This is a genomic window from Streptomyces xanthophaeus, assembly GCF_000725805.1.
In the GTDB taxonomy this organism is placed as follows: domain Bacteria; phylum Actinomycetota; class Actinomycetes; order Streptomycetales; family Streptomycetaceae; genus Streptomyces; species Streptomyces xanthophaeus.
Genome location: NZ_JOFT01000013.1, coordinates 82,007 through 106,081 on the forward strand (window position 1 = coordinate 82,007; position 24,075 = coordinate 106,081).

The 24,075-nt window shown below is 70.9% G+C and carries 20 protein-coding genes; 11 read left to right on the forward strand and 9 right to left on the reverse strand.

What is annotated here, in order from left to right; genetic code table 11:
• Positions 1-118: 118 nt before the first annotated feature.
• The 3 genes from ppdK to ppk2 form a co-directional block, all read right to left on the reverse strand.
• Positions 119-2,827, reverse strand: coding sequence for a pyruvate, phosphate dikinase (ppdK, locus tag IO30_RS0108170; RefSeq protein ID WP_031140774.1), 2,709 nt, complete (start codon positions 2,825-2,827; stop codon positions 119-121).
• A gap of 116 nt (positions 2,828-2,943) precedes the next feature.
• On the reverse strand, positions 2,944-4,644 hold the full coding sequence (locus tag IO30_RS0108175) for a SulP family inorganic anion transporter (protein WP_031140776.1): 1,701 nt from the start codon (positions 4,642-4,644) through the stop codon (positions 2,944-2,946).
• A gap of 54 nt (positions 4,645-4,698) precedes the next feature.
• On the reverse strand, positions 4,699-5,493 hold the full coding sequence (ppk2, locus tag IO30_RS0108180) for a polyphosphate kinase 2 (protein ID WP_031140778.1): 795 nt from the start codon (positions 5,491-5,493) through the stop codon (positions 4,699-4,701).
• A 175-nt stretch (positions 5,494-5,668) separates the two neighbouring features.
• Here ppk2 and IO30_RS0108185 point away from each other — a divergent pair, with 175 nt between their 5' ends.
• Positions 5,669-7,351, forward strand: coding sequence for a sensor histidine kinase (locus IO30_RS0108185; RefSeq protein WP_051902040.1), 1,683 nt, complete (start codon positions 5,669-5,671; stop codon positions 7,349-7,351).
• Between the two features lie 8 nt (positions 7,352-7,359).
• Here the strand turns inward: IO30_RS0108185 and IO30_RS0108190 are convergent, their stop codons facing one another.
• Complete coding sequence (locus IO30_RS0108190) at positions 7,360-7,863, reverse strand: pyridoxamine 5'-phosphate oxidase family protein (protein WP_031140782.1); 504 nt, start codon at positions 7,861-7,863, stop codon at positions 7,360-7,362.
• Between the two features lie 128 nt (positions 7,864-7,991).
• Positions 7,992-8,318, reverse strand: coding sequence for an STAS domain-containing protein (locus tag IO30_RS41780; protein ID WP_051859136.1), 327 nt, complete (start codon positions 8,316-8,318; stop codon positions 7,992-7,994).
• A 262-nt stretch (positions 8,319-8,580) separates the two neighbouring features.
• Here IO30_RS41780 and IO30_RS0108200 point away from each other — a divergent pair, with 262 nt between their 5' ends.
• On the forward strand, positions 8,581-9,288 hold the full coding sequence (locus tag IO30_RS0108200) for a response regulator (protein WP_037893482.1): 708 nt from the start codon (positions 8,581-8,583) through the stop codon (positions 9,286-9,288).
• A gap of 78 nt (positions 9,289-9,366) precedes the next feature.
• On the opposite strand, the gene IO30_RS0108205 is transcribed toward IO30_RS0108200, so the two are convergent.
• Positions 9,367-10,242, reverse strand: a complete 876-nt coding sequence (locus IO30_RS0108205) for a universal stress protein (protein WP_031140788.1) — start codon at positions 10,240-10,242, stop codon at positions 9,367-9,369.
• Between the two features lie 237 nt (positions 10,243-10,479).
• On the opposite strand from IO30_RS0108205, the gene IO30_RS0108210 reads away from it, so the two are divergent.
• Positions 10,480-12,840: a phosphoketolase family protein gene (locus tag IO30_RS0108210; RefSeq protein WP_031140789.1), complete on the forward strand. Its 2,361-nt coding sequence runs from the start codon at positions 10,480-10,482 to the stop codon at positions 12,838-12,840.
• 29 nt (positions 12,841-12,869) lie between these two features.
• Here IO30_RS0108210 and IO30_RS43180 read toward each other — a convergent pair whose 3' ends face one another.
• The gene (locus IO30_RS43180; protein ID WP_107065057.1) at positions 12,870-14,747 is read right to left on the reverse strand and encodes a PAS domain S-box protein; all 1,878 of its coding nucleotides are present in this window, start codon (positions 14,745-14,747) and stop codon (positions 12,870-12,872) included.
• A 204-nt stretch (positions 14,748-14,951) separates the two neighbouring features.
• Positions 14,952-15,236 carry an SHOCT domain-containing protein gene (locus IO30_RS0108225; RefSeq protein WP_031140791.1) on the reverse strand — a complete coding sequence of 95 codons (285 nt, stop codon included), beginning with the start codon at positions 15,234-15,236 and terminating at the stop codon, positions 14,952-14,954.
• A 407-nt stretch (positions 15,237-15,643) separates the two neighbouring features.
• Between IO30_RS0108225 and IO30_RS0108230 the strand changes: the two genes are divergently transcribed.
• From IO30_RS0108230 to IO30_RS0108265, 8 genes are all read left to right on the forward strand, one after another.
• Positions 15,644-16,339, forward strand: coding sequence for a CBS domain-containing protein (locus IO30_RS0108230; RefSeq protein WP_031140793.1), 696 nt, complete (start codon positions 15,644-15,646; stop codon positions 16,337-16,339).
• Between the two features lie 280 nt (positions 16,340-16,619).
• Positions 16,620-17,489 carry a universal stress protein gene (locus IO30_RS0108235; RefSeq protein WP_031140795.1) on the forward strand — a complete coding sequence of 290 codons (870 nt, stop codon included), beginning with the start codon at positions 16,620-16,622 and terminating at the stop codon, positions 17,487-17,489.
• A gap of 28 nt (positions 17,490-17,517) precedes the next feature.
• Positions 17,518-18,204 carry a CBS domain-containing protein gene (locus IO30_RS0108240; protein ID WP_031140797.1) on the forward strand — a complete coding sequence of 229 codons (687 nt, stop codon included), beginning with the start codon at positions 17,518-17,520 and terminating at the stop codon, positions 18,202-18,204.
• A gap of 240 nt (positions 18,205-18,444) precedes the next feature.
• Positions 18,445-19,050, forward strand: a complete 606-nt coding sequence (locus tag IO30_RS0108245) for a CBS domain-containing protein (protein ID WP_031140799.1) — start codon at positions 18,445-18,447, stop codon at positions 19,048-19,050.
• 12 nt (positions 19,051-19,062) lie between these two features.
• Positions 19,063-19,689 carry a CBS domain-containing protein gene (locus IO30_RS0108250; protein ID WP_031140801.1) on the forward strand — a complete coding sequence of 209 codons (627 nt, stop codon included), beginning with the start codon at positions 19,063-19,065 and terminating at the stop codon, positions 19,687-19,689.
• A gap of 9 nt (positions 19,690-19,698) precedes the next feature.
• Positions 19,699-20,355, forward strand: a complete 657-nt coding sequence (locus IO30_RS0108255) for a CBS domain-containing protein (protein ID WP_031140804.1) — start codon at positions 19,699-19,701, stop codon at positions 20,353-20,355.
• A gap of 248 nt (positions 20,356-20,603) precedes the next feature.
• The gene (locus IO30_RS0108260; protein WP_031140806.1) at positions 20,604-21,479 is read left to right on the forward strand and encodes a universal stress protein; all 876 of its coding nucleotides are present in this window, start codon (positions 20,604-20,606) and stop codon (positions 21,477-21,479) included.
• A gap of 27 nt (positions 21,480-21,506) precedes the next feature.
• Positions 21,507-22,496 carry an Acg family FMN-binding oxidoreductase gene (locus IO30_RS0108265; protein ID WP_031140808.1) on the forward strand — a complete coding sequence of 330 codons (990 nt, stop codon included), beginning with the start codon at positions 21,507-21,509 and terminating at the stop codon, positions 22,494-22,496.
• A 73-nt stretch (positions 22,497-22,569) separates the two neighbouring features.
• Here the strand turns inward: IO30_RS0108265 and IO30_RS0108270 are convergent, their stop codons facing one another.
• Entirely contained in the window at positions 22,570-24,045 is a 1,476-nt protein-coding gene (locus tag IO30_RS0108270) for a bifunctional aminoglycoside phosphotransferase/ATP-binding protein (protein ID WP_031140810.1), read from the reverse strand.
• Positions 24,046-24,075 lie beyond the last annotated feature (30 nt).

The window sequence follows — 24,075 nt, forward strand, 5'->3', positions numbered from 1 at the left end:
GACCATGATCCTAACGAGTTGTCCCACTGGACGACACGCGAGGCGAGAAGCCGAACAGGAGGGCGGATAAACGCTCCTGCCCGAGAGCCGTGAACTACAACTCACCGCGTCGGCAGCATCACTTCGTCTCGTCTTCCCAGCGTTCGGTCAGTGCCGCGCGGCCGGCTTCGAGACGGGCCACCGGGACCCGGAACGGTGAGCAGGAGACGTAGTCGAGGCCCGCGTGGTGGAAGAAGTGCACGGAGGCCGGGTCTCCCCCGTGTTCCCCACAGACGCCGATCTTGAGGTCGGGCCGGGCGGCGCGGCCTTCGCGGATCGCGATCTCCACGAGGCGTCCGACGCCTTCCCGGTCGATCGTCTCGAACGGGGAGGTCGGGAAGATGCCCTTGTCGAGGTAGGCGGAGAAGAACGCCGCTTCGACGTCGTCGCGGGAGAAGCCCCAAGTGGTCTGTGTCAGGTCGTTCGTTCCGAAGGAGAAGAACTCCGCCTCCGTCGCAATGCGGCCGGCCGTCAGGGCGGCCCTGGGCAGTTCGATCATGGTTCCGACCGGGCAGGTCACGGTCACGCCCGTCTCGTGTGCGACTGTGGACAGCACCGCCTCCACCTCCTCTTTCACGAGGTGGAGCTCCTCGACCGCCCCGACGAGCGGGACCATGATCTCGGCTCGGGGATCGCCGCCCACCCGCTTGCGCGCCACGACGGCCTCGGCGATGGCGCGCACCTGCATGGCGACAAGTCCCGGTACGACCAGGCCCAGCCGGACCCCGCGCAGGCCGAGCATGGGGTTCTCCTCATGCGTACGCGTGACGGCGGCCAGTAGCTCCCGGTCACGCGGGGTGGCCGCCCGGCCCAGCGCTTCGTCCCGCGCGAGGCGTACGGCCAGCTCCGTGCGGTCGGGCAGAAACTCGTGCAGGGGCGGGTCGAGCAGCCGGATGGTGACGGGCAGGCCGTCCATGGCGGCGAGGATTCCGGTGAAGTCTTCGCGCTGCAACGGCAGGAGTGCGGCGAGCGCCGCGTCCCGTTCCGCATCGGTGCGGGCCAGGATCATGGCCTCCACCAGCGGACGACGGTCTCCGAGGAACATGTGCTCGGTGCGGCAGAGGCCGATTCCCTGCGCGCCGAAACGGCGTGCACGGGCCGCGTCCTGCGGCGTGTCGGCGTTCGCCCGCACCTCCAGCCGCCGGACGCCGTCGGCGTGCACCATGAGCCGGTGCACTTCGGCACAGTCCTGTTGCCCGGCGTTGTCCGCCGGCTCCCGGGCCTCGTCGAAGTAGCGCACGACCTCGGATTCGACCAGCGGTACGGCGCCGAGGCGGACCGTCCCGTCGAAGCCGTCAACGGAGATCATCTCGCCCTCCGGCACGATTACTTCACCGGCTACGAACCGGCGCGCGTGCGGATCCACGGACAGCGCGTCGGCGCCGCAGACGCAGACTTTCCCCATGCCCCGCGCGACGACCGCCGCATGGCTGGTCTTGCCGCCCCGGCTGGTGAGCACCGCCTGGGCGGCGAGCATGCCCGGCAGGTCGTCGGGGGTGGTCTCCTGCCGTACCAGTACGACCTTCTCGCCGGAGGCAGCCCTGCGGACCGCTTCCGCGGAGTCGAACACGACCGCGCCCACGGCGGCTCCGGGCGACGCCGCTACGCCCCGTGCGATGACCGGAGCCGCGGCCTCGGTGTCGAACCGGGGGAACATCAGGTGGGCGAGCTTGGCGCCGTCGACCCGGCCCAGCGCTTCGTCCGCCGAGATGAGGCCCTCTTCGGCCAGTTGCGAGGCGATGCTGAAGGCGGCCTGCGCGGTGCGCTTGCCGACCCGGGTCTGGAGCATCCACAGGGTGCCGTGCTCGATGGTGAACTCGATGTCGCACAGGTCCCTGTAGTGCTCTTCCAGCTGCCCCATGTGTGTGCGCAGCTGCTGGAACGAGGCCGGGTCCAGGGCGGCCAGTTCGTGCAGCGGCACGGTGTTGCGGACGCCCGAGACGACGTCCTCGCCCTGTGCGTTGGCGAGGTAGTCGCCGTAGAGGCCGCGGCGGCCGGTGGCCGGGTCGCGGGTGAAGGCGACGCCGCTGCCGGAATCCGTACCGAGGTTCCCGAACACCATCCGCTGGATGGTGACCGCCGTGCCGAGGTCGTCCGCGATGTGTTCGCGGTGGCGGTAGAGGCGGGCGCGCTCGCCGTTCCACGAGGTGAAGACGGCGAGGATCGCCTCGCGGAGTTGTTCGCGCGGATCCTGCGGGAACGTGCGACCGGTCCGCTCGAGGACGAGGTCCTTGAAGGACTCGACGATCCGGATGAGGTCGCAGGTGTCCAGCCCGGAGTCGTCCGTGACGTGGTGCTGCTCCTTGACGCGCCGGAGCACGTCCTCGAACAGTGCGCCGTCGACTCCCATGACGACGCTTGCGAACATCTGTACGAGTCGACGGTAGGAGTCCCAGGCGAAGCGCTCCCGCTCCGGCGTCTTGGCCAGTCCGAGCACCGACAGGTCGTTGAGGCCGATGTCGAGGATGGTCTCCATCATGCCCGGCATGGAGAAGCGTGCCCCCGAGCGGACCGACAGCAGCAGCGGGTCGTCGACCTGTCCCAGCCTCTTTCCGGTGGCCCGCTCCAGCGCTGCCAGGTGTTCACCGATCTGGCGGTCGAGGTCCTCCGGCGGCTCGCCGGTGGCCAGGAAGGCCCGGCAGGCCTCGGTGGTGATGGTGAAGCCGGGCGGAACGGGCAGTCCCATGCGTGCCATCTCCGCCAGGTTGGCGCCCTTGCCGCCGAGCAGGTCGGCCATGTCACGGCTGCCCTCGGCGAAGTCGTACACGTAGGAACCCCTGGAACCCATGACTGCCACCAGTCTCCTCGGCGGAACGGTGCTCTTGCTCCCACACTGGCTGACCGGCGCCGCCTTCCAGAGGGGCCGGACGGCCCTTCCTGGGGACACCCGGCCCCCAGGTCGGCTCAGGCCTGCTCGGTCCCGGCTTCCCGGCTCCAGGCACGGTAGGCCTCCAGAGCGGTGGGCAGGGTCGGGTAGATCCTGCTCGCGCCCACCGAGGCGGTGAGCCCGTACGCGTCCAGGTCCTCGCGGAGATCCTGTTTGACCCGGGCCAGAGCGAAGACGATTCCGCGGTGCTCCAGTTCCTGGCGGAGTGCGTCCACGGCGTCCATGGCGGTGATGTCCACCTCGACGTTCGCCTCGGTGTTGAGGACGAACCACCGGGCCGCGGGCTCCTGTTCGTCGACGGCGGCCAGGGCCCGGCGGCGGAAGTTCTCCGCGTTGGCGAAGAACAGCGGCGAGTCGTAGCGGTAGATCAGCAGCCCGGGAACGGTCCGCGCCGTCGGGTAGTCGTCCACGTCGTGCATGCCGGCGAGCCCGGGGACCATCCCCTCCACCGCATCGTGCGGACGCGCCACGCGGGCCAGCAGCTCCGCGACGGACAGCGCCACGGCGACGAGGACGCCGTACAGGATGCCGAGGGCGAGCACGCCCACGAGGCATCCCACGGCCAGCAGCAGCTCGCGCCGGCGAAAGGCCGCCAGGCGTCGGAACTCACTGACCTCGACCAGCCGGACCGCGGCATAGACGACGATGGCGCCGAGCACGGCACTCGGCGTGTGGGCCAGGAGGGGACCCAGGAAGAGCAGGACCAGCAGCACCACGAGCGCGGCGAAGAGGGAGTAGGCCTGGCTCCTGGCCTTCGAGGACTGGGCGAGGGCGGTCCGACTGGCGCTGCTGCTGACGGGGAACCCGTGGAGGACACCCGCTCCGAGGTTCGCCGCCCCCAGAGCCAGGAGTTCGCGATTGGGTTCCAGCGACCGCGGATCCGCCCGGGACGCGAAGGCCCGGGCGGTCAGGATCACGTCCGAGTATCCGACGAGCAGGACACCCAGCGCGGGGACCACCAGCTGGGTCAGGTCGCCGAGCGGTGGAAGCCCCGGCAGCGGCAGCCCGGAGGGTACCGCTCCGATCACGGGGATCCCGTACCTGTGGTCGAGTCCGAACGCGGCCACCGCGGCGGTGCCGAGGACCAGGGCGAGCAGGGGGCGAGGAAGGAGAGGCCAGTGCCCCGGCAGGACGAAGAGCAAGGCGAGGACGGCCAGAGCCAGGCAGGCGGTCGGCCAGTGGACGTGCCCGGCGTTCATGACGAAGGAGTACAGCTTCGGCAGGAAGTCCGCGCCCGTCGTGCGCACTCCGGTGAGCCTGGGCAGCTGGTCGACGACCATGATCAGGGCAACCCCGGCCAGGTAGCCGACGAGTACGGGCCGCGAGAGCAGATCCGCGAGGAATCCCAGCCGCACGGCCCAGGCCACCAGGAACAGGAGGCCTACGACCACCGCGAGAGCGGCCGCGAGCACGGCATACCGGCCCGGGTCCCCGCCGGCGAGCGGCCCGACGGCGGCGGCGGTCATCAGCGCGGTGGTCGACTCGGGTCCGACCGACAGCAGCCGCGAGGACCCGATCAGGGCGTAGAGCACGATCGCGGGCAGCACGGCCCAGAGTCCCGCGACCGGCGGGAGCCCGGCCACGGCGGCGTACGCCATGACCTGCGGCACCAGGTAGGCGGCGACGGTGACGCCGGCGAGCGCGTCCCGCCCGAGCCAGGACCGCTCGTACCCCTGGAGGCCGTGCGGCAGGAAGGACGATCTTCCACGCCCGGACATCGGTCTCCTCACGGATGGTGCCCCCTACAGTATCCGCCGGCCACTCTCCGCACCTCAGCCGTTCCCGAGCGTGGCCGCGTGGTCGGGTACGGCTGTCTGCAGCTCCTTGGACGGGCGCTCGTAGCCCGTGGAAGCGGGACGGGGCGGCAGGGTCAGCGAGGGCAGGGCCACGTCCGCATAAGGGACCGAGGACAGCAGGTGGGCGATCATGTTCAGCCTGGCGCTGCGCTTGTCGTCACTCTCGACGACGTACCACGGGGCGTCGGCGGTGTCCGTGTGGACGAGCATCTCGTCCTTGGCCCGCGAGTACGACTCCCAGCGGGTGAGGGATTCCAGATCCATCGGAGAGAGCTTCCACCGCCGCAGCGGGTCTTGGGCCCGGCGGCGGAAGCGTTCCTCCTGGACCGCGTCGCTCACGGAGAACCAGTACTTGCGGAGCAGGATCCCGTCCTCGACCAGCATGCGCTCGAAGACAGGGCATTGACGCAGGAAGCGCTGGTGCTCGGCCTGCGTACAGAATCCCATGACGTGTTCCACGCCGGCACGGTTGTACCAACTGCGGTCGAACAGGACGATCTCGCCGGCGGCGGGCAGGTGCTCGACGTACCGCTGGAAGTACCACTGGGTGCGCTCCCGCTCCGTCGGAGTGGGCAGAGCCGCGATGCGGGCGACGCGGGGGTTGAGGTGTTCGGCAACGCGCTTGATCGTGCCTCCCTTGCCGGCCGCGTCCCGGCCCTCGAAGACGACGACGAGCCGGGCACCCCGTGCCCGCGTCCATTCCTGAAGCTTGACCAACTCCGTCTGGAGCCGCAGCAGCTCACTCTCGTAGACCGTCCTCTTCAGGCTCATGGCCGTTTCCTCCTCGTCGTTGTCCGGTGCCGCGATCAAGTCAGTCAGGGCAGGCGTCCGCGCGCAACGACGCCCCCCGGGGCCGGGGCGTGTCGATACGCTGTCCCCCGGACGGGGCAGGCAGACGGAGGGGAAGCGCGTGAGTGTGGGGGATCCGTTGACTCAGGTGCCGCGGATGCGGCTGGACGAGTTGCTCGACGAACTCCAGGTGCGCATCGACGCGGTGCGCGGCACCCGCGACCGGGTGCACAGCCTCCTGGAGGCCGTCATGTCGGTCGGGCGGGAGCTGGATCTGGCCCAGGTGCTCCGGCGGATCGTGGAGGCGGCGGCGCTGCTCGTCGACGCCGACTACGGCGCGCTGGGCGTCATCGGCCCCGACGGACGGACTCTCTCGCAGTTCCTCACGGTCGGACTCACCGAGAAGGAGATCGCCGAGATCGGCCCCCTGCCGGCCGGCCACGGCCTGCTCGGGGAGGTCATCCACCACCCGGAGCCCCTGCGCCTCACCGACCTCGGCGCGCACTCCTCCTCCTACGGCTTTCCGGCTCACCACCCGCCCATGCGCACGTTCCTCGGCGTCCCGATCCGGGTCCGCGACGAGGTCTTCGGCAACCTCTACCTCACCGACAAGCGCGGCGGGATCGATTTCGACACCGAGGACGAGACGGTCATCTCCACCCTCTCCGTGGCGGCGGGCGTGGCGATCGACAACGCGCGGCTCTACGAGAGCTCGCAGCGCCAACAGCGGTGGCTCAGGGCGAACGCGGAGATCACCGAGAGCCTGCTGTCCGGCAGTTCGCGCCCGGCGGTGCTGGAGCTCATCGCCCGCCGTGCCCAGGAGATCACCGCGGCGCGGCTCGCGGACATCTCCATGCCGGTGGCCGGAGCCGAGGGCCTGGTCGTCGAGTTCGCGGTCGGAGCGGACAGCGAAGCCCGGCAGGGGCTCGTCGTCCCCCTCACGGGAACGCTCTCGGGAGCCGCGCACCGGACCGGCCGGTCCGTCGCGTCCCTGCACGCCTCCGACGACGACCGGTATCCCGCCGATGTCCAGGTGCAGGACGGGCTCGGACCTGCCGTGGCGGTCCCGCTGGGCACCGCTGCCGGAGCGAGCAGGGGTGTCCTGCTGCTCGCCCGCCCGGTGGGAGGGCCGGCGTTCGGCGAAGGGGAACTGGAGCCGCTCGTCGCGTTCGCCGGTCAGGCGGCGCTGGCCTTGGAGCTGGCGGAGCGGCGACGGGACGCCGAGCAGATCGCCCTGCTGGAGGAGCGTGACCGGATCGCCCGCGACCTGCACGACCTCGCCATCCAGCGGCTCTTCGCCACCGGGATGACGCTGCAGAGTGCCGCTCGCCTGGTCGAGCACGAGGGGGCTGCGGAGCGGGTCGGTCGTGCGGTCGACGATCTGGACGAGACCATCAAGATCATCCGGTCGACGATCTTCGGGCTCCGTACGAAGGACCGCGAGAGCGGACCCGGCCTGCGGGCGCGTGCTGCCCGTGCCGTCGGCGACGCGGCCACCGCCCTCGGACACCCGCCGCGTCTGAGCATGGAGGGCCTGCTCGACACGGACGTGCCGCCGCACGTCGCCGACCACGTCATGGCGGTGCTCGGCGAACTCCTGAGCAACGCGGTCCGCCACGCGCAGTCGACCCGGGTCGGTGTCGTCCTCAAGGCCGGACCGGGGGAGATCACGCTGACCGTCTCGGACAACGGCAGGGGCATTCCTGCGCAGGGACGCAGGAGCGGCTTGCTCAACCTCGCTGAGCGGGCCGAGGCCCTGGGCGGGACCTTCACCGTCGATGCACCCGATGAGGGAGGCAGCAGGCTCGTCTGGCGGGCGCCGCTGCCCACCGGGAGCTGACGCCACGGTCACGACCGATCCCGGCGGGCGACCGGCGCGGGCTGCGTTCCCACCGCCTCCAGCCTGAATCCGGTGACGAGGTCGGGGCGGATCCGCAGAGCGCCGGCCATGGGCCGCGCCACCCAGGGGCGCAGAAGTTCCGCATAGCGGTCCGCCTCGCCGGCGTCTGCCACCGGGCTCGCGTATCCGGTGACGACCACGCTCCATCCGAGGTGCGTGTCGGGGTCTATGGCGTCCGCTTCGTAGGCGACCACCACACCGGGAACGCCGACGGGTGCCACAAGGGAGGCGAGCGCACCGTCGTCGTGGATCCGCACGATGATGTCCCCGTCCTCGACGAGGTGGTTGACCGGGCGGACGGCGGGCAACGCGTGCTGCGTGAAGACGATGCGTCCCAGGGACACCGTCGCCACCAGCCGGAGCGCCTCAGCCCTCTCCAGCTCCCGCATGCGCCGGGCAGGCGACGCATCACGGACCCGGCTGTCGGCGCACTGTGTGCCGTCCTGGTCCATGATGCGCGCCTTCGTCGAGTACCAAATCGGTCCGTACGGCTTTCGATTCACCAGCCTCCCTCTCGACCCGGTGAGGGAACCAGGGCCGAACGGTCCACATCAGGCTCCGGATGCGGACGGCACCGCGATCACGTGACGACGAGCCGCAGGTCTCGGTCGGCACCGAGCACCCGCATGGACTTGACCACCGGCGGCGGTACGTCGCAGAGGAGGAGCCGCGTTCCCGAGGCACGACAGCGACGGTTCAGACGCACGAAGAGGTCGATTCCGGCGCTGTCGCAGAAAGTGAGGCGGCGCAGGTCCAGAATCAGGTTCCGATGGCCGGCTCGTGCGAGTTCGTGGAGGCGCAGCTCCACTTGCTCCGCCGTGAAGAAGTCGAGCTCCCCGGACAGGGTGACTCCCAGACCGCGATCATCACGTGCGATGGTCCTCAGGTCGATCAAGGCGGTCGTCATGGGATCCTCCGCGCTGCTTGCGGCTCCGTCGAGTCGCGCCGTTCCCCGTGCGTCATCAGTTCATCCGGTGCCGAGTGCACTCGGGAAGGTCCGGCAGGCCCTCCGGGCAGGGCCGAAGGTCCCTCTTCGGAGGGCCGACCGGTACGCCGCCGATCCGCGTACGGGCCGATGAGGGCCGATCGGCCCTGGCCGTTCGGCCCGTCGGAGGGGCAGGATGCCGGTGTTCGTGCTCCCAGGACGAACCCAGCGAAGGAGTTGTGTCATGACCGACAGCGGTGCCCTCACCTCTGCGAAGACGCCGATCACGGTCTTCCTGCTCGACGACCACGAAGTCGTGCGCCGCGGGGTGCACGACCTGCTGGACGCCGAGCCCGACCTGACCGTGATCGGCGAGGCGGGCACGGCGGAACAGGCGCTGATCCGCATTCCCGCGCTGCGCCCCCAGGTGGCGGTGCTGGACGTCCGGCTTCAGGACGGCGACGGGGTGAGCGTGTGCCGGGAGCTGCGCTCGCGGATGCCCGAGCTGGCCTGCCTGATGCTCACGTCGTTCGACGACGAGGAGGCGCTGCTGGACGCCGTGATGGCGGGGGCCTCGGGCTACGTCCTGAAGCAGATCACCGGCACCGACCTGGTCACTGCCGTCCGTACCGTCGCGTCCGGTCAGTCCATGCTGGACCCGGGGGCCACGACCCGGCTCATGGCCCGGATGCGCGGCGACGTACCCAAGGAGGAGCAGGTCCCCGGCCTCCCGGGCTTCACCGACCGGGAGAAGGAGATCCTCGTCATGGTCAGCGAGGGACTCACCAACCGGGAGATCGGCAAGCGGATGTACCTTGCGGAGAAGACGGTGAAGAACATCATCTCGCGGCTGTTCATCAAACTCGGAGTGGAGCGTCGGGTCCAGGCCGCCGTCATCGCCAGTCACGCGCTGACCCCTCCGAGCCGGCATCCGGCCGCGGCCGCCGAATAGCGGATGCCGTGCCGGTAGGCGGGGTGCACCGTACAGTCACGCACCCCGCCCCCGCCCCTTCCCGCTCCCCCGGCCCGGTCAGGGGTGCGGGACCACCGCGACCGGGCAGGCCGAGTGGTGCAGGACCGCATGGGCCACGGATCCGATGCGCGTGCCCACCGACGACTCGCGCACCTTGCGGCCGACGACAAGGAGCTGCGGGTCCGACGATGCGGTCAGCAGGACGTGGCCGGCGCTGCCCTGTTCCACGTGCTCGACGACCTCCACCTGCGGGTACCTGAGCCTCCACGGCTCCAGCGCCTGCTCCAGCGCCGCCTTCTCGTACGGTTCCAGACCTCCGAACTGGTCGGCGATCCAGAGCGATCCGGGGCTGTAGCCGTAGACCGGGGGCAGGCTCCAGGCGCGGACCGCGCGGAGCGGGACCTTGCGTACGGCGGCCGCCTCGAAGGCGATGCGCAGCACCTCGGCGGACTCCTCCACGCCGCCCTGCTGGCCCACGACGACCTCGCCCAGCTCCGGCAGGGCCACCGGCCTGCCGTGCGCGGAACGCACGGAGACCACGGGGCACTCCGCGGCGGCGATCACCTGCTGACCGTACGAGCCGAGCAGGAAGCCGACCAGGGCGCTGTGCCCGCGGGTACCGAGAACGAGCAGTTCCGCTCCCTTGGCGGCATGCAGCAGAGCCGGCACCGCCGCGTCGGAGAGCACCTCCGCGGTGACGGTGAGCCCCGGGTACCGCTGGGTGAGCTCTCCCTCGGCCTCCCTCAGGGTGTCCTCGGCGCGCCGGGCTTCGGTGCTGCGGTCCTGGACGAGCGGGAGTGCGAGCGGCTGCCACAGCCAGGCGTGGACCACGTGCAGGGGCAGGTCGCGCCGTACGGCTTCGCGAGCGGCCCAGTCGGCCGCGGCCCGGCTTTCCGGGGATCCGTCCACTCCGACGACGAGGGTGCGCTTCACAGGTCTGTCCTCCGTGCTGATGCCAGGGCATCGGGGTCGGCCGGCAGGGGGAGCGGCACCGGCCGGGGGAACCGGCGCCGCTGAAACCACCCTCGCCGCGACGGTCCGTGCCGCACAGGGGCCGACAGTCCCTCCCCGAGGGCCGGTCCTCCCCTCGCGAAGGAGACGGTGCAGGGGCAGGGTGTCGCCATCGGCTCAGTCGACGAACGTTCCGGACCGCCGCACGGAGGAGCGGACATGACCGCGTACCCCATCTCGGAGCTCGACGCCCACTGGCGCGCCGCCAACTACCTGGCAGTGGGCCAGATCTACCTCATGGACAACCCGCTGCTGGCCGAACCCCTGCGTCCGGAGCACATCAAGCCCCGGCTCCTCGGCCACTGGGGCACCTCCCCCGGCCTCAACCTCGTGCACACCCACCTGAACCACGCGATCAAGGAGCGGTCCCTCGATGCCCTGTGCGTCTGGGGTCCGGGCCACGGCGGACCCGCGGTCCTCGCCAACTCCTGGCTTGAGGGCACGTACACCGAGACCTACCCCGGCATCACGCGGGACGCTGCGGGCATGGCCACGCTGTTCCGGCAGTTCTCCTTCCCCGGCGGCGTACCGAGCCATGTGGCACCGGAGACGCCCGGCTCCGTCCACGAGGGCGGCGAGCTGGGGTACGCCCTGTCCCACGCCTACGGGGCCGCCTTCGACCACCCCGGCCTGCTGGTCGCCTGCGTGATCGGCGACGGTGAGGCGGAGACGGGGCCGCTGGCCGCGTCCTGGCATTCGAACAAGTTCCTCGACCCGGTCCACGACGGCGCCGTTCTGCCGATCCTCCATCTGAACGGCTACAAGATCGCGAACCCGACGGTGCTGTCCCGGATCCCCGAGGGAGAGCTCGACGCGCTGCTGCGCGGCTACGGCCACGACCCGTTGTACGTCACGGGCAGCGACCCCGCCCTCGTCCACCGGGCCATGGCCCGCACGATGGAGCACGCCCTCGACCGCATCGCCCTCATCCAGCGCGAGTTCCGCTCCGGCGCCACCGGTCCCCGCCGGGAACACCCGCGCTGGCCGATGATCGTCATGCGCACCCCCAAGGGCTGGACCGGCCCGGAGACCGTCGACGGCGACCCGGTCGAGGGCACGTGGCGCGCTCACCAGGTCCCGCTGGCCGGGGTGCGCGAGAACCCCGAACACCTCAGGCAGTTGGAGGGCTGGATGCGCTCGTACCGGCCGGAGGAGCTCTTCGACGCCGAGGGACGCCCCACCGCACGGGTCCTCGCCTGCGTCCCCGAGGGCCATCGCCGCCTGGGCGCCGTCCCGTACGCGAACGGAGGCCGGCTGCTGCGGCCGCTGCCGATGCCGTCGCTCGATGCCTACGCCGTCCCCGTCGAGAAGCCGGGCAGCACCCTCCACGAACCGACCCGCGTGCTGGGGCGCTTCCTCACCCGGATCATGCACGACACCGCCGAGCGGCGGGACTTCAGGGTCGTCGGACCTGACGAGACCGCCTCCAACCGCCTCGACGACCTGTACGAGGCGACCGGAAAGGCCTGGCAGGGCATCACGGAGGCCACCGACCGCGATCTGTCCCGGCACGGCCGGGTCATGGAGATCCTGTCCGAACACGTCTGCCAGGGCTGGCTGGAGGGCTACCTCCTCACCGGCCGCCACGGGGTCTTCTCCACGTACGAAGCCTTCGCGCACATCGTCGACTCCATGGTCGGCCAGCACATCAAGTGGCTGAAGACCTCGCGCGAACTGTCCTGGCGGGCCCCGGTCGCCTCCCTCAACTACCTGCTCACCTCGCACGTCTGGCGCCAGGACAACAACGGCTTCTCCCACCAGGACCCCGGATTCGTCGACCACGTCCTCAACAAGAGCCCCGAGGTCGTGCGGGTCTACCTGCCGCCGGACGCCAACACCCTCCTCGCCGTGGCCGATCACGCCCTGCGCAGCCGTGACCGGGTCAACGTCATCGTCGCCGGAAAGCAGCCCTGCTTCGACTGGCTGCCGATGGACGGGGCCCGCACCCACGTGGCGCGCGGCGCCGGCGTGTGGAAGTGGGCGGGCACCGACCACGGCTCCCGCGAGCCGGACGTCGTACTCGCCTGCGCCGGCGACGTTCCCACCATGGAGGTGCTGGCCGCCTCGGCCCTGCTGCGCGAACACCTCCCCCGGCTGGCCGTCCGGGTCGTCAACGTCGTCGACATCGCCCGGCTGATGCCCCACGAGGAACACCCGCACGGCATGACGGACACCGAGTACGACGCTCTCTTCACCACCGACCGGCCGGTGATCTTCGCCTACCACGGCTATCCGTGGCTGATCCACCGCCTGGCCTACCGCCGTACCGGTCACCCGAACCTGCATGTGCGCGGGTACAAGGAGTCCGGCACGACGACCACCCCCTTCGACATGGTCGTGCGCAACGACATGGACCGCTACCGACTCGTCATGGACGTCATCGACCGCGTCCCCGGCCTCGCCGGCCGGGCCGAGGGGCTCCGCCAGACGATGGCGGACCAGCGCATCCGCCACCACGACTGGATCCGCGAGCACGGCACCGACCTGCCGGAGATCGCCGACTGGGCCTGGCCGTACTGAGCCGCCCGGCCGCCGGATGACGCTCGCCGTCAGCGACGCGGGGGCGGCAGCGGCAGGGCGAACCAGACCGCCTTGCCCTCCGCCGTCGGCAGCGTGCCCCAGGAGCTGGCGAGGGAGTCGACCAGGAGCAGCCCCCGGCCCGATTCCGCGTCCGGGGCGGCGAAGCGGGCCTGGGGAAGCACCGGGCTTCCGTCGCAGACCTCGACGCCCAGCTCTCGACCGGCCTGCCGCAGCCGGAGCCGCAGGGGCCCGCTGCCGTGGCGGACGGCGTTGGAGAGCAGCTCGGATGCCAGCAGACAGGCCGTCTCCCGCAGGTGTTCGTCGTCCTTGCCCCAGGCCTCAAGGGTGGCGCGCAGGAAGCGGCGGCCCTCGGCGACACTGCTCGGGGCGGCGTCCAGGACGACGGACCGCGAGGTGGCCGGGGTCTCGGGGATGCGCACGAGGAGCAGGGTGACGTCGTCCGCGTTGTCGTCGGCGTCCGGGAGGAGATCGGCCAGCAACCGGTCTGCCACGGCCTCCAGGGATCCGGCCGTCGCGAGGCCCTTCTCCAGCGCCGCGGCGAGCCCGTCGACCTGCCCTTCGATGTCGCCGGCGGGCGTCTCCACCAGTCCGTCCGTGTAGAGCGCCAGCACCGAGCCCGGCGCGACCGCGTGCCGGCTCTCGTGGTGGGGTACCTCACCGACCCCGAGCGGTACGCTCACCTCGACCGGCAACCGGTCCACCTCGCCGCCGGGGGCGGCCAGCAGGACGGGCAGGTGTCCGGCCGAACAGACGGTTATCTCGGCCGCGTCCGCGTCCACGACGAGGTAGCAGCAGGTGACGAACTGGTCCGGGAGTTCGCTGACCACGGCGTCGAGGGCGCGCATCAGCTGCCAGGGCGGCATTCCGGTCTTCGCCAAGGCGTGCGAGGCGGACCGTAGCTGCCCCATGACAGCGGCGGCATCCAGCCCGCGTCCCATCACGTCGCCGATCATCACGCCGACCCGGCCGCCGCCCAGCGGGATCAGGTCGAACCAGTCCCCTCCCACCCCGGCCCCCTGCCGGGCGGGAAAGTAGCGGCTCGCGGTCGAAATGCCCGGCACGTCCGGCGGTGAGCCCATGAGGCTGCGCTGGAGGGTGAGAGCGACGTGGCGTTGCTGTTCGTAGAGCCGGGCGAGCATCTCCTCGGCGGCCTTGCGCTCCGTGACGTCGCGGATGGCCGCGGAGACGAGCGTCCCGTCGGGGGTCTCCAGGGGGCTCAGGCTGATCTCGACCGGGAACTCGCGCCCGTCCCGGCACAGGCCGTACAGCTCGAGCCCCGCGCCCATGGGTCTGACCTGCCGGTTGACGAAGTAGCCGTCGCGGAAGGAGGAGTGGTGGCCGCGGAACCGGTGGGGTACGAGCACCTCGACGGGCCGCCCGAGCAAATCCTCGCGCGCATAGCCGAAGAGCGCCTCGGTCTGGGCGTTGACCAGCTGGATGGTGCCGCTCTCGTCGACGATCACCATCGCGTCGGGGGCCGCCTCCAGCAGGGCCCGGAACCGTTCCTCGGCGGCCCGGCGCTCGCTGACGTCCCGCACGGCAGCCGAGATCAGCAGGCCCTCGGGGGTCTCCAGCGGGCTCAGGCTGATCTCCACGGGGAACTCGCGCCCGTCGCGGCGCAGACCGTACAGTTCCAGCCCCGCCCCCATCGGGCGGACCTGGCGGCTGGCCGCGTAGCCGAGCCGGTGGCGCGGATGCTGACCACGGAACCGCTCGGGCACCAGCACATCGATGGGGCGCCCCAGGAGTTCCTTCCGGGGGTAGCCGAACAGGGCCTCGGTCTGGGCATTGACCAGGCGGATCACCCCGGCGTCGTCCACGATCACCATCGCGTCCGGTGCCGCTTCCAGCAGAGCCCTGAAGGGCTCTTCGGTCGTCGCTGCCATGCTGCGCCTCGCACTCGCCGGATCCCGCAGAAGGTACATCGGACCACGCGGCCGAAAACCGCACTCCGGAATGACCGGGATCCGTCCACAATTGACCGGCTGTGAACGTGTCCGCCGAACGCCTGCGAGCCAGGCCTCGAGGGACCGGTCGGCCCGACCCCGCGGCCGGGAGCCGGACGTGACGTGAAGTGGCCCCGACCGGGTTCAGCTGTCTCGCGGTCCCGGCCGGCCTTGACCCGGCCCGTGCGCCCGCAGTGCGGTCAGACCTCGTTCGTACTCTTCTTCGTCGATCTCGCCTCGGGCGAAGCGTTCGGCGAGCAGTTGCCTGGCGGAGGGCGCAGCCGGGGGCTGCGTCGGGCCCGAGGGGTAACGGTCGACGCTGCGGAGGAACAGAACGACTGCCCCGACGGCCAGGGCCACGAAGAGAACCATGCTGAACGACATGACGAACCAGCCCCATCCGCCCATTCCGTGGTCGTACCCGAACATGGTTCACGCTCCTGCTGCGATGGTCCGGGACATGGCACTCGGTGGCATGTCCCCCGTGTCCTCACTGTCCGTCGGCCCTTGTCGTCCGGGCATGGGCCGGTCGGGGGCGCGAGCAGGGCCGATGGGCCCATCCCCCTTGCGCAGGGCCCGGGAGACCGTCTGGCCTTCCGGCAGGGCAGGGCCCTCGCGGGAGGCACACCGCCGGGCAGCGGCTGCCGCCCGCCGCCCACACGTGCAGCAGCCTCAGGGAGCCTCGCGAAGCTGTGCCCCGCGTGCGGCACGGGTCCGATCGGGCCCGGCTCCGGACCGTTCGGCCCTCCTCCTCCCGTGGCATTCGGCGGATCGTGGTCATGGCGTCCTATGGCCTTCCCGTCCGGGTGGATGGCTGTGACGGCAGGAGGTGTCTCATGAAGCACATCAAGGTCGGAGACCTGATGACCGACGAGGTCGTCTCGGTCCTGACGTCCACCCCTTTCAAGGATGTCGCCAAGCTGCTCGCTCAGCACGACATCAGCGGACTGCCGGTCCTCGACGACGACGACCGGGTGCTCGGCGTCGTCTCCGAGAGCGACCTGATCGGCCGCGCCGCCGCCGATCACCCCCCGATGGGCGAAGAGCCCGATGCCGGCCGAGGCGGAGCCGCGTTCCCGTCCGAGGCGACCTTCACCGCCGGTGAGGTCATGTCCGCGCCGGCGGTCACGGTCCACGCGGACGAGACCGCGGCAGGAGCCGCCCGGCTGATGGCCCGCAGGAGCGTCGAGCGGCTGCCGGTCGTGGACGACGAGGACCGCCTCGTCGGCATCGTCACCCGACGTGACCTGCTGTGGCTCTTCCTGCGACCGGACTCGGAGATACGACACCGCGTGGTCGCGGACATACTCGTGGACACCTTGGGGCTCGGCGCGGACGTGGTCACCGTCCATGTGGTGGACGGCATCGTGACCCTGGAGGGCCGACTGGAGAAACAGAGCCAGATTCCGGTCCTGATCCGCCTCACCAACCAGCTGGACGGTGTGGTCGCCGTCGCCCCCCGTCTGACGGCCCGCATCGATGACTCCCAGATCACCCCTCAGCACCGCAGCGCCCTCGGGATGTCCCTGTGACCGCGACGTCCGGTACCGGTTCATTCGGGACCGGGACCGATCCGGCTGTACGGGCTCCCTGGAGGCGGGCTGAACACCGGATACGAGGCCGTCGGCCGGCAGCCGGTGGCAGGCCACGGCCCTGGACGGCCGGCGCGGACCGCGTCGCCTCGCGCACCTCCGTGAAGCAGCGGGGGCTGGTCGGCCCTGTAGAGGGCCACTCGGCCCCTCCTCGGTCGTCGCGCCGCAGGCGACGCTGGAAGAGGACCGCGGCCCCGCGCCGCCCGAGGAGGTTCTGACCATGAAGCACCATGTGACCGTCGGCGTGGACGGCTCTCCAGAGAGCCGGGCCGCGGCCCGCTGGGGCGCCCGGGAGGCAGCCTTGCGCGAAGTGCCGCTGCGGCTCGTCCACGCCGTCGACTGGCTGATCAGTCCTGCGGTACCGGTGCCGGGCCGCGAAGTGGCCGACCGTTGGGCCGACGAGGCGCTCACCGAGGCATTGGAGGACGTGCGACGCCGGCATCCCGGCCTGGAGGTCTCGACGAGATGCCTCTCCGGCAGGCCGGCGGCGGCCCTGGCCGCGGAGGCGGCCGACGCCGGGCTGCTCGTACTCGGCTCCCGCGGGGTGAAAGGCCTGGCCGGCTTCCTCATCGGCTCGGTGAGCCTGTCGACGCTCGTGGCCACGGAGACGCCGGTGGCGCTCGTACGCATGTCGGACACCCCCGACGAGTCGGCACCCACCCGGTACCGGGAGATCGTCGTGGGTGTCGACATCCACGAGGCAGCGGACAGGGTCCTCGCCTTCGCCTTCGAAGAGGCCGCCCGTCGTGGCTGCGCCCTGCGTGCGGTCCACGCCTGGAAGATGCCTTCCATGTATCAGTACGCCCCCTTCTTCGACCCGGAGAACGAGCGGGAGGTCGGCCGGAGCGTCACCGTGATGCTCGACGACATGCTGATGCCGTGGCGGCACAAGTTCCCGTCCCTGAGCGTCACCCACGAGGCGTTCATGGGGCCCGCGGACGACCAGCTCGTCCGGGCCTCAGCGGGCGCGGACCTCGTTGTGGTGGGCCGCCGTCTGCGCCGCTCCCCTCTGGGGGCGCACCTGGGCTCCGTGGCTCATGCGGTCCTGCACCACGCCGCCGCCCCCGTAGCGGTCATAGCTCACGACTGACGGCCCCACTCGCAAGGGAGATCGGACCATGTCTCACCGCACTGTCGCAGACGTCATGACCCGGAGCGTGGCTACGGCCGACCCCGAGGCATCACTCAAAACGGTCGCTCGGAGCCTCGGTGACAACGGGGTCTCCGCCCTGCCCGTCGTGGACACCCGTCACCGCCCCATCGGCATCGTCTCCGAAGCCGACCTCCTCCGCAGGCAAGCCGGCCTGCCCGACGCCCAAGGGCGTGATCCCCTCCGCAGTCCGGCGCCCACGGGCCGTTCCTCCATGGATGCCCGGACCGCCGGCGATCTGATGTCCGCCCCCGTCCTGACCGCCCGGCCGGAGTGGGGCATCGTCGAAACGGCCCGCTTCCTGCACGAGCGGGGCGTGAAGCGTCTGCCGGTGGTCGACGAGACCGGAACCCTGGTGGGCATCGTCAGCCGTACCGACCTGCTGCGTCCCCTGCTGCGTCGCGACGATGCCATCCGCGATGAGATCGTCGACGACGTGCTGGGCCGGACCCTCAGGATGACACCCGGCGGCGTGACGGTGACCGTACGCGACGGGGTCGTCTCCTTGAGCGGCCAGGTCGAGGACCGGTCCGCCATTCCGGTCGTGGAACGACTGTGCCAGTCGGTCGACGGGGTCGTCAGCGTGGACCAGGCACTCGGCTACGCGATCGACGACATGGCCCCCATCGCCGATCCGCACCGAGCCGCCCGTTGACCCGCACGGCAAAAGGCGGAAAGAGCCCGCCCGCTTCTCGCGGATCCCGATCGTGCGGTGCACGGCCGCCGGCCGCTTCGCCGCATCCCCTCAGGGGCTCTCTCCGCCGCTTTCGTGAAAGCACGACCGGACGGCGGTGCGACAGGGCCGACCAGCCCCAGGTCGCCCCCTGGCGGCCCTACCGCCGACGGGCGACAACGTGGACGCTCGGACCTATGAGGACGCCGCTCTGGAGGAATCATGAAGCACCTGCGCACCGTCGACGACGTGATGACCCATGCCGTCATCTCGGTCGACCGCGGAACACCGTTCAAGGACATCGTGGAGGCCATGCGGCAGTGGCGGATCAGCGCCCTGCCCGTCCTGTCAGAGGACGGACGGGTCGCCGGCGTGGTGTCCGAAGCGGATCTGCTGCTCAAGGCCCAGGGCGCGGACGAGTCCCGCGCGGTCACCGCCGGGCAGCTGATGACCGTACCCGCGGTCACCGTGACCAAGGACGCCACCATCCCCGGCGCCGCCCGCCTGATGGCCCGCGGCCACCTCAAGCGGCTCCCCGTCGTCGACGGCGACGGCCGCCTCATCGGCGTGGTCAGCCGCGGCGACCTCCTCAAGATCTACCTCCGCCCGGACGCGGACATCGCCGAGGAGCTCCGCCAGCTGATCATGGCCGAGCTCATCCCCGCCGGATCGGCCACGGTCCAGGTCCATGTGGCCGACGGCATCGTCCACCTGGACGGTTCCGTCCCGGACCCGGCCCTCAAACACGTGCTGGTGCGCGTCGCGCGCACCGTACCGGGGGTCGTGGACGTCACGGCCGTGCGCCTCGACGCCGAAGTCCGCGCGTGAAGGAGGCCGACGATGAGGCACCGCAGCGTCGCCGACCTGATGACCCCGACGGCCGTCAGCGTCCAGCGGGGCACCCCGTTCAAGGAGATCGCCAGGCTCCTCAAGGAGTTCGACATCTCCGCCGTGCCCGTGGTGGACGAGGCCGAACGTCCCGTGGGCGTCGTCTCCGAAGCCGACCTGCTCCGCGAGCGCAGTTCCGGCAGCGGCGCGAACACCGCCGCCGATCTCATGACCAGCCCCGCCGTCACCGCACAGACCGAATGGAGCGTGGTCCGCGCAGCGCGGGTCATGCGGGGGCGCCGGGTCAAGAGACTGCCCGTGGTGGACGCCGCCGGCCGGCTGATCGGCATCCTGAGCCGCAGCGACCTGCTTCAGCTCTTCCTGCGCAGGGACCACGCGATCCAGGAGGAGATCCTCGAAGACGTCCTGACCCACACCCTCGGGCTCAGCCCGTCGTCCTTGACGGTCGAGGTCGACGACGGGCTGGTGACCCTCAGCGGCACCGTCAGCCGGCGCAGCCTGGTCCCCATCGTGCTGCGCCTGTGTCAGAGCGTCGACGGCGTCGTGGACGTGGTCAACCGGCTCGACCACGAGCAGGACGACGTGCCGGCCGGCGCACGGACGCCCACCGAGCGGTAGGAGAAGAGCATGAAGCATCGGGAAGTCGGAGAACTGATGACCCGCGAGGTCGTCACCGTCCGCAACAACGCTCCGTTCAAGGAGATCGCCCGCACCCTGACGGAACACAAGGTGTCGGCCGTACCTGTCGTCGACCGTTCCGGCCACCCGCTCGGCGTGATCTCCGAACGGGACCTGCTGCCGAAATCCGCAGGCCAGAGCGACTACTTCCGGTCACTTCCCGAACGGGAGACCTGGGAGGAGGACAAGGCTGCGGGTACGCGCGCCGAGGAGCTGATGTCCTCGCCTCCCGTGTGCGCCAGACCGGACTGGACCGTCGCCGAAGCCGCCAGGCTGATGGAGGCCCAAGGAGTCAAACGGCTCCTGGTCGTGGACGAATCGGACGTACTGATCGGTATCGTCAGCCGACGGGACCTGCTGCGGATCTTCCTCCGGGACGACGAGGACATCCGTCACGAGATCATGGGTGACGTGCTCGACCTCAGCCTGCGCCAGAGCCCCTCGGCCATCACCGTGGGCGTCACCGACGGCCGGGTCGAGCTGCAAGGAACGGTCGACTACAAAAGCCTCATCCCACTCATCGAACGCCTCTGCCGGACCGTGGACGGCGTGGTGTCCGTCACCTCACGTCTCGGCTACGCCATCGACGACACGGATTCCGCCTGAAGCAACCGCCGATCCGCCTAGAGGCGGGCGGCGACGAGCTACGGCCGGACGCCGGGCCGGCCAGCAGCCCGTCCGACGTGACCGACGCCGGTTGATCAAGGCCCCAGACCTCGCCTCCGTCCACCGCACCGGAGACGGGGCCGGTCGGTCCCACGGGGGACCGACCGGCCCCTCCACGGGAGACCGTCGGGCGGGCAGGCTTGAGTCAGCGCGGTGAGCGCCGCCCCCTGCAGAAGGAGTGGGAGACCATGGCGAACCGAGTGACGGTCGGCCTCGACGGGTCCTCGGAAAGCACGGCGGCTGCCCGCTGGGCAGCCCATGAAGCCGAGCTCCGCGGTGCCTCCCTGGACCTGGTCCACGCAGAGGAATGGCTGGAGAACCCTCCCCTTCCCGTCACGACCACCGAGGACCGTCGGCGGTGGGCCGGGGCCGTCCTCCGCGACACCGCCGAAGACGTGCGCCGCGTGCATCCGTCGTTGAAGGTCGGCACCCGCCGAGTGAGCGGACTGCCTTCCGTGGCGCTCACGCACGCCGCCGAGGACTCCGACATGCTCGTACTCGGCTCGCGCGCGCTCGGCAGCGTCGCCGGGTTCCTCGTCGGGTCCACCGGCTTCGCCATCGTCACCGAGGCCGCGCGCCCCGTCGTACTGGTCCGGTCGGTGGACCGCGCGGGCAATCCGCCGGACGGTGCCCGCGACCGTGGGCCCATCGTGGTCGGCGTGGACATCCACCGGCCCTGTGACAAGCTGCTCGCCTTCGCCTTCGAGGAGGCGTCCCACCGCCACTGCCCGCTCGTGATCATCCACGGCTGGTCGCCACCGCCCGTCTTCAGCTACGCACCGGCTCTCGACCCGGGGGTCCAGCAGGAAATGGCCAACGGCATCACCACCACGATGGCCGAGATGATCCGCCCCTGGCACGAGAAATATCCTTCGCTGCGGGTCGACTCCCGGGCCACCCTCGGCCAGCCGGCGATTCAGATCCTCGACGCGGCCTCCGCCGCCGCCCTCGTCGTCGTCGGCCGCCGTGTCCGCCGCTCCGCATTCGGCACTCACATCGGCCCCGTCACACACGCCGTGATGCACCACGCGGTCTCGCCGGTCGCCGTCGTCGCACACGCATGAGGCCCACCGCACAGGCAGGAAAGTCCCATGACCGCATCGCTTCCGAACCCGGCAGAGATCGTTCCGCTCATCGAGGATGCAGTCACGGCTCCGTCCATGCACAACGCCCAGCCATGGAAGTTCCTCTACCGACCGGCTTCCGGGCTCATCGAGTTGTACGGCGACCCGGACCGTGTCATGCCACATGGCGACCCGGACCACCGCGCCCTCCATTTGGGCTGCGCCGCCGCCCTGTTCAACCTACGGGTGTCCGCAGCCGCGGCAGGCTGGGGCACAGGCGTACGGTTGCTGCCCGACCCGGACGATCCGTGGTTGCTGATCGCTGCCGACCTCCGGGAACCCGGGCCGACGGACAGGGATCTTGGAACTCTCCATCCAGCCGTTCGGCAACGCCACTCCAGCCGATTTCCTTTCGCGGAGGAGGAGATCCCTCCGGCGCTGTTGGACGGTCTGCGAGCCGCCGCTCTTCTCGAAGGGTGTCGCCTGGCCGTGCCGGACGCCTGGCACACCGACACCGTTCTGGGCCTGGTGCACGACTCCGAGCACCGTGAGGAGATGGATCCCGCCATGACGGCGGAGACGAAGGCGTGGACCCATGCCGGCACACCAGAGGAGCGGACCCGTCCCGACGGGATCCCCGTGGACGCATTCGGCCCGAAGCACTCGGGTCGTGGTGGGGTCGTGCGCGACTTCGGTCGCTCCCGGCCCGTTCCGGGGCGCGGGTGGGCCGCCTTCGAGCAGAACCCGCACATCGTGCTGCTGGGCACTGCGGGTGACGGGCCCGAGGACTGGCTACGGGCAGGACAGGCCCTGCAGCGGGTTCTCCTTCAAGCCACCGCCGACGGACTGGTCACGTCCATGACTTCGCAGCCGCTCGAATGGCCCGCGCTCCGCTGGACGGTGCGCGATCCGGGCTCGGCGATGACCCACGTCCAGATGGTGATCAGGATCGGCTACGGACCGCAGGGTCCCGTGACGCCCCGACGCCCCGTTGCCGAGGTACTGGACATCCGGTGAAGCCCAAGATCGAACTCTCGCCGGTACGTTCGTTGCGGCGGGCGCGCCCCTGCACGCGGCTTCGCCGTTCTCCTTAATCCGGCTCCATGTAAGGGCGGCGGAAGACCGGGGCCTGGCCGGAGCCGTAAGGGCGTACGGCCGCCATCGCCTGGACGACCGCGACCTCCAAGGGGCCGCCGGTGTCGACGGGGACGGCCTCCTCCCACGGCGGTTCCGCGGCAGCCATGGCCTCGGCCACCTCAGGGGTGGCGTCGGACGCTCCGGGGGCGCGGGTGGTCAGGCGCGCCGTCGACACGTCGCCCGGGGCCTGGCAGTGCAGGGCCACCAGGTCGGCGCTGGTACGTTCGGCCATGCGCAGAGCGGCCTCGCGTTGTGCGGCATCGGACCAGGTGGCGTCGAGTACGACGGACTCGCCCCGTGAGAGCAGCACGGACGCCCGGTCGAGCAGGGCCGCGTACGTCCTCGCGGTCCACTCGGGCGTGTACAGCCCCTCGCCGTAGCCGGCGGCCGCGGATTCCTCCGCCGGGATGCCTGCCAGCTCCTTGCGCAGGCGGTCGCTGCTGAGCAGCGTGACGCCCAGACGATCGGCCAGGGCGCCGGAGAGCGTGGACTTCCCGCTGCCCGGGAGGCCGCCGACGAGGGTCAGGCCGACGGCGGAAGTGCGCAGGTGGCGCAGCGTCGTGGTGACCAGGCGCCGTGCTGCCGCCTCCGCGCCCCGGGCGCCTTGAGCTGCCTGGATCAGGGACACCTTGGCCCGGACGAACGCGCGGTAGGCGACGTAGTGGTGCCACAGGGACGGCGGTGCGGGGTCGCCGGAGTACTCGCCGTACTGGGCGAGGAAGAGCGCCGCGGCCTCCGGGGCACCCGTCTGCTCCAGGTCCATGGCGAGGAAGGCCGCGTCGTCGAGGCCGTCGACGTAGCGGAGGCGGTCGTCGAATTCCAGACAGTCCAGGACGCGGGGGCCGTCGTCGAGGCAGAAGATGTCCTGGGCGAGCAGGTCGCCGTGGCCGTCGACGACCCGTCCCTGCTCGATCCGGGCGTCGAACAGCGTCTCGCGGCCTGCGAGATAGCGACGCACCAGGCGCTCCACCTCCTCCACCCCGTCGAGCAGGCCACCTTCTTCGGTCAGTCCCCTGACCTGCGTGAAGCTCGCTTCCCAGCGTGCGGACAGCGCGTCCCGCCTGCCCTGCTCGTCGATGTCCGGGCCGCGGGGCGCGTCCGCGTGACGGGAGGCGAGCAGGCGTGCGACGGACCGCAGGACGTCGTCGACGTCGGCGCCTTCATTCACGAGCCGGGACAGCCGGCGTTCCGCCGGCATGCGACGCATCACCACGAGGGGTTCGGACGTGTCGGCGTCCGGTCCGCGAAATTCGCCCAGCCCCAGGTAGACATCGGGAGCGAAGCGACGGTTGAGGGCGATCTCCCGTTCGCAGACGGTCCGCCGGGCCGCTGTGGTCGTGTAGTCGAGGAATCCCAGGTCGACCGGCTTCTTCAGCTTGTAGGCGCGGTCACCGACGAAGAACAGGACCGCGGTGTGCGTCTCGCACACCTCTGCCCGCGGGAGCGGCGGGACATCGAG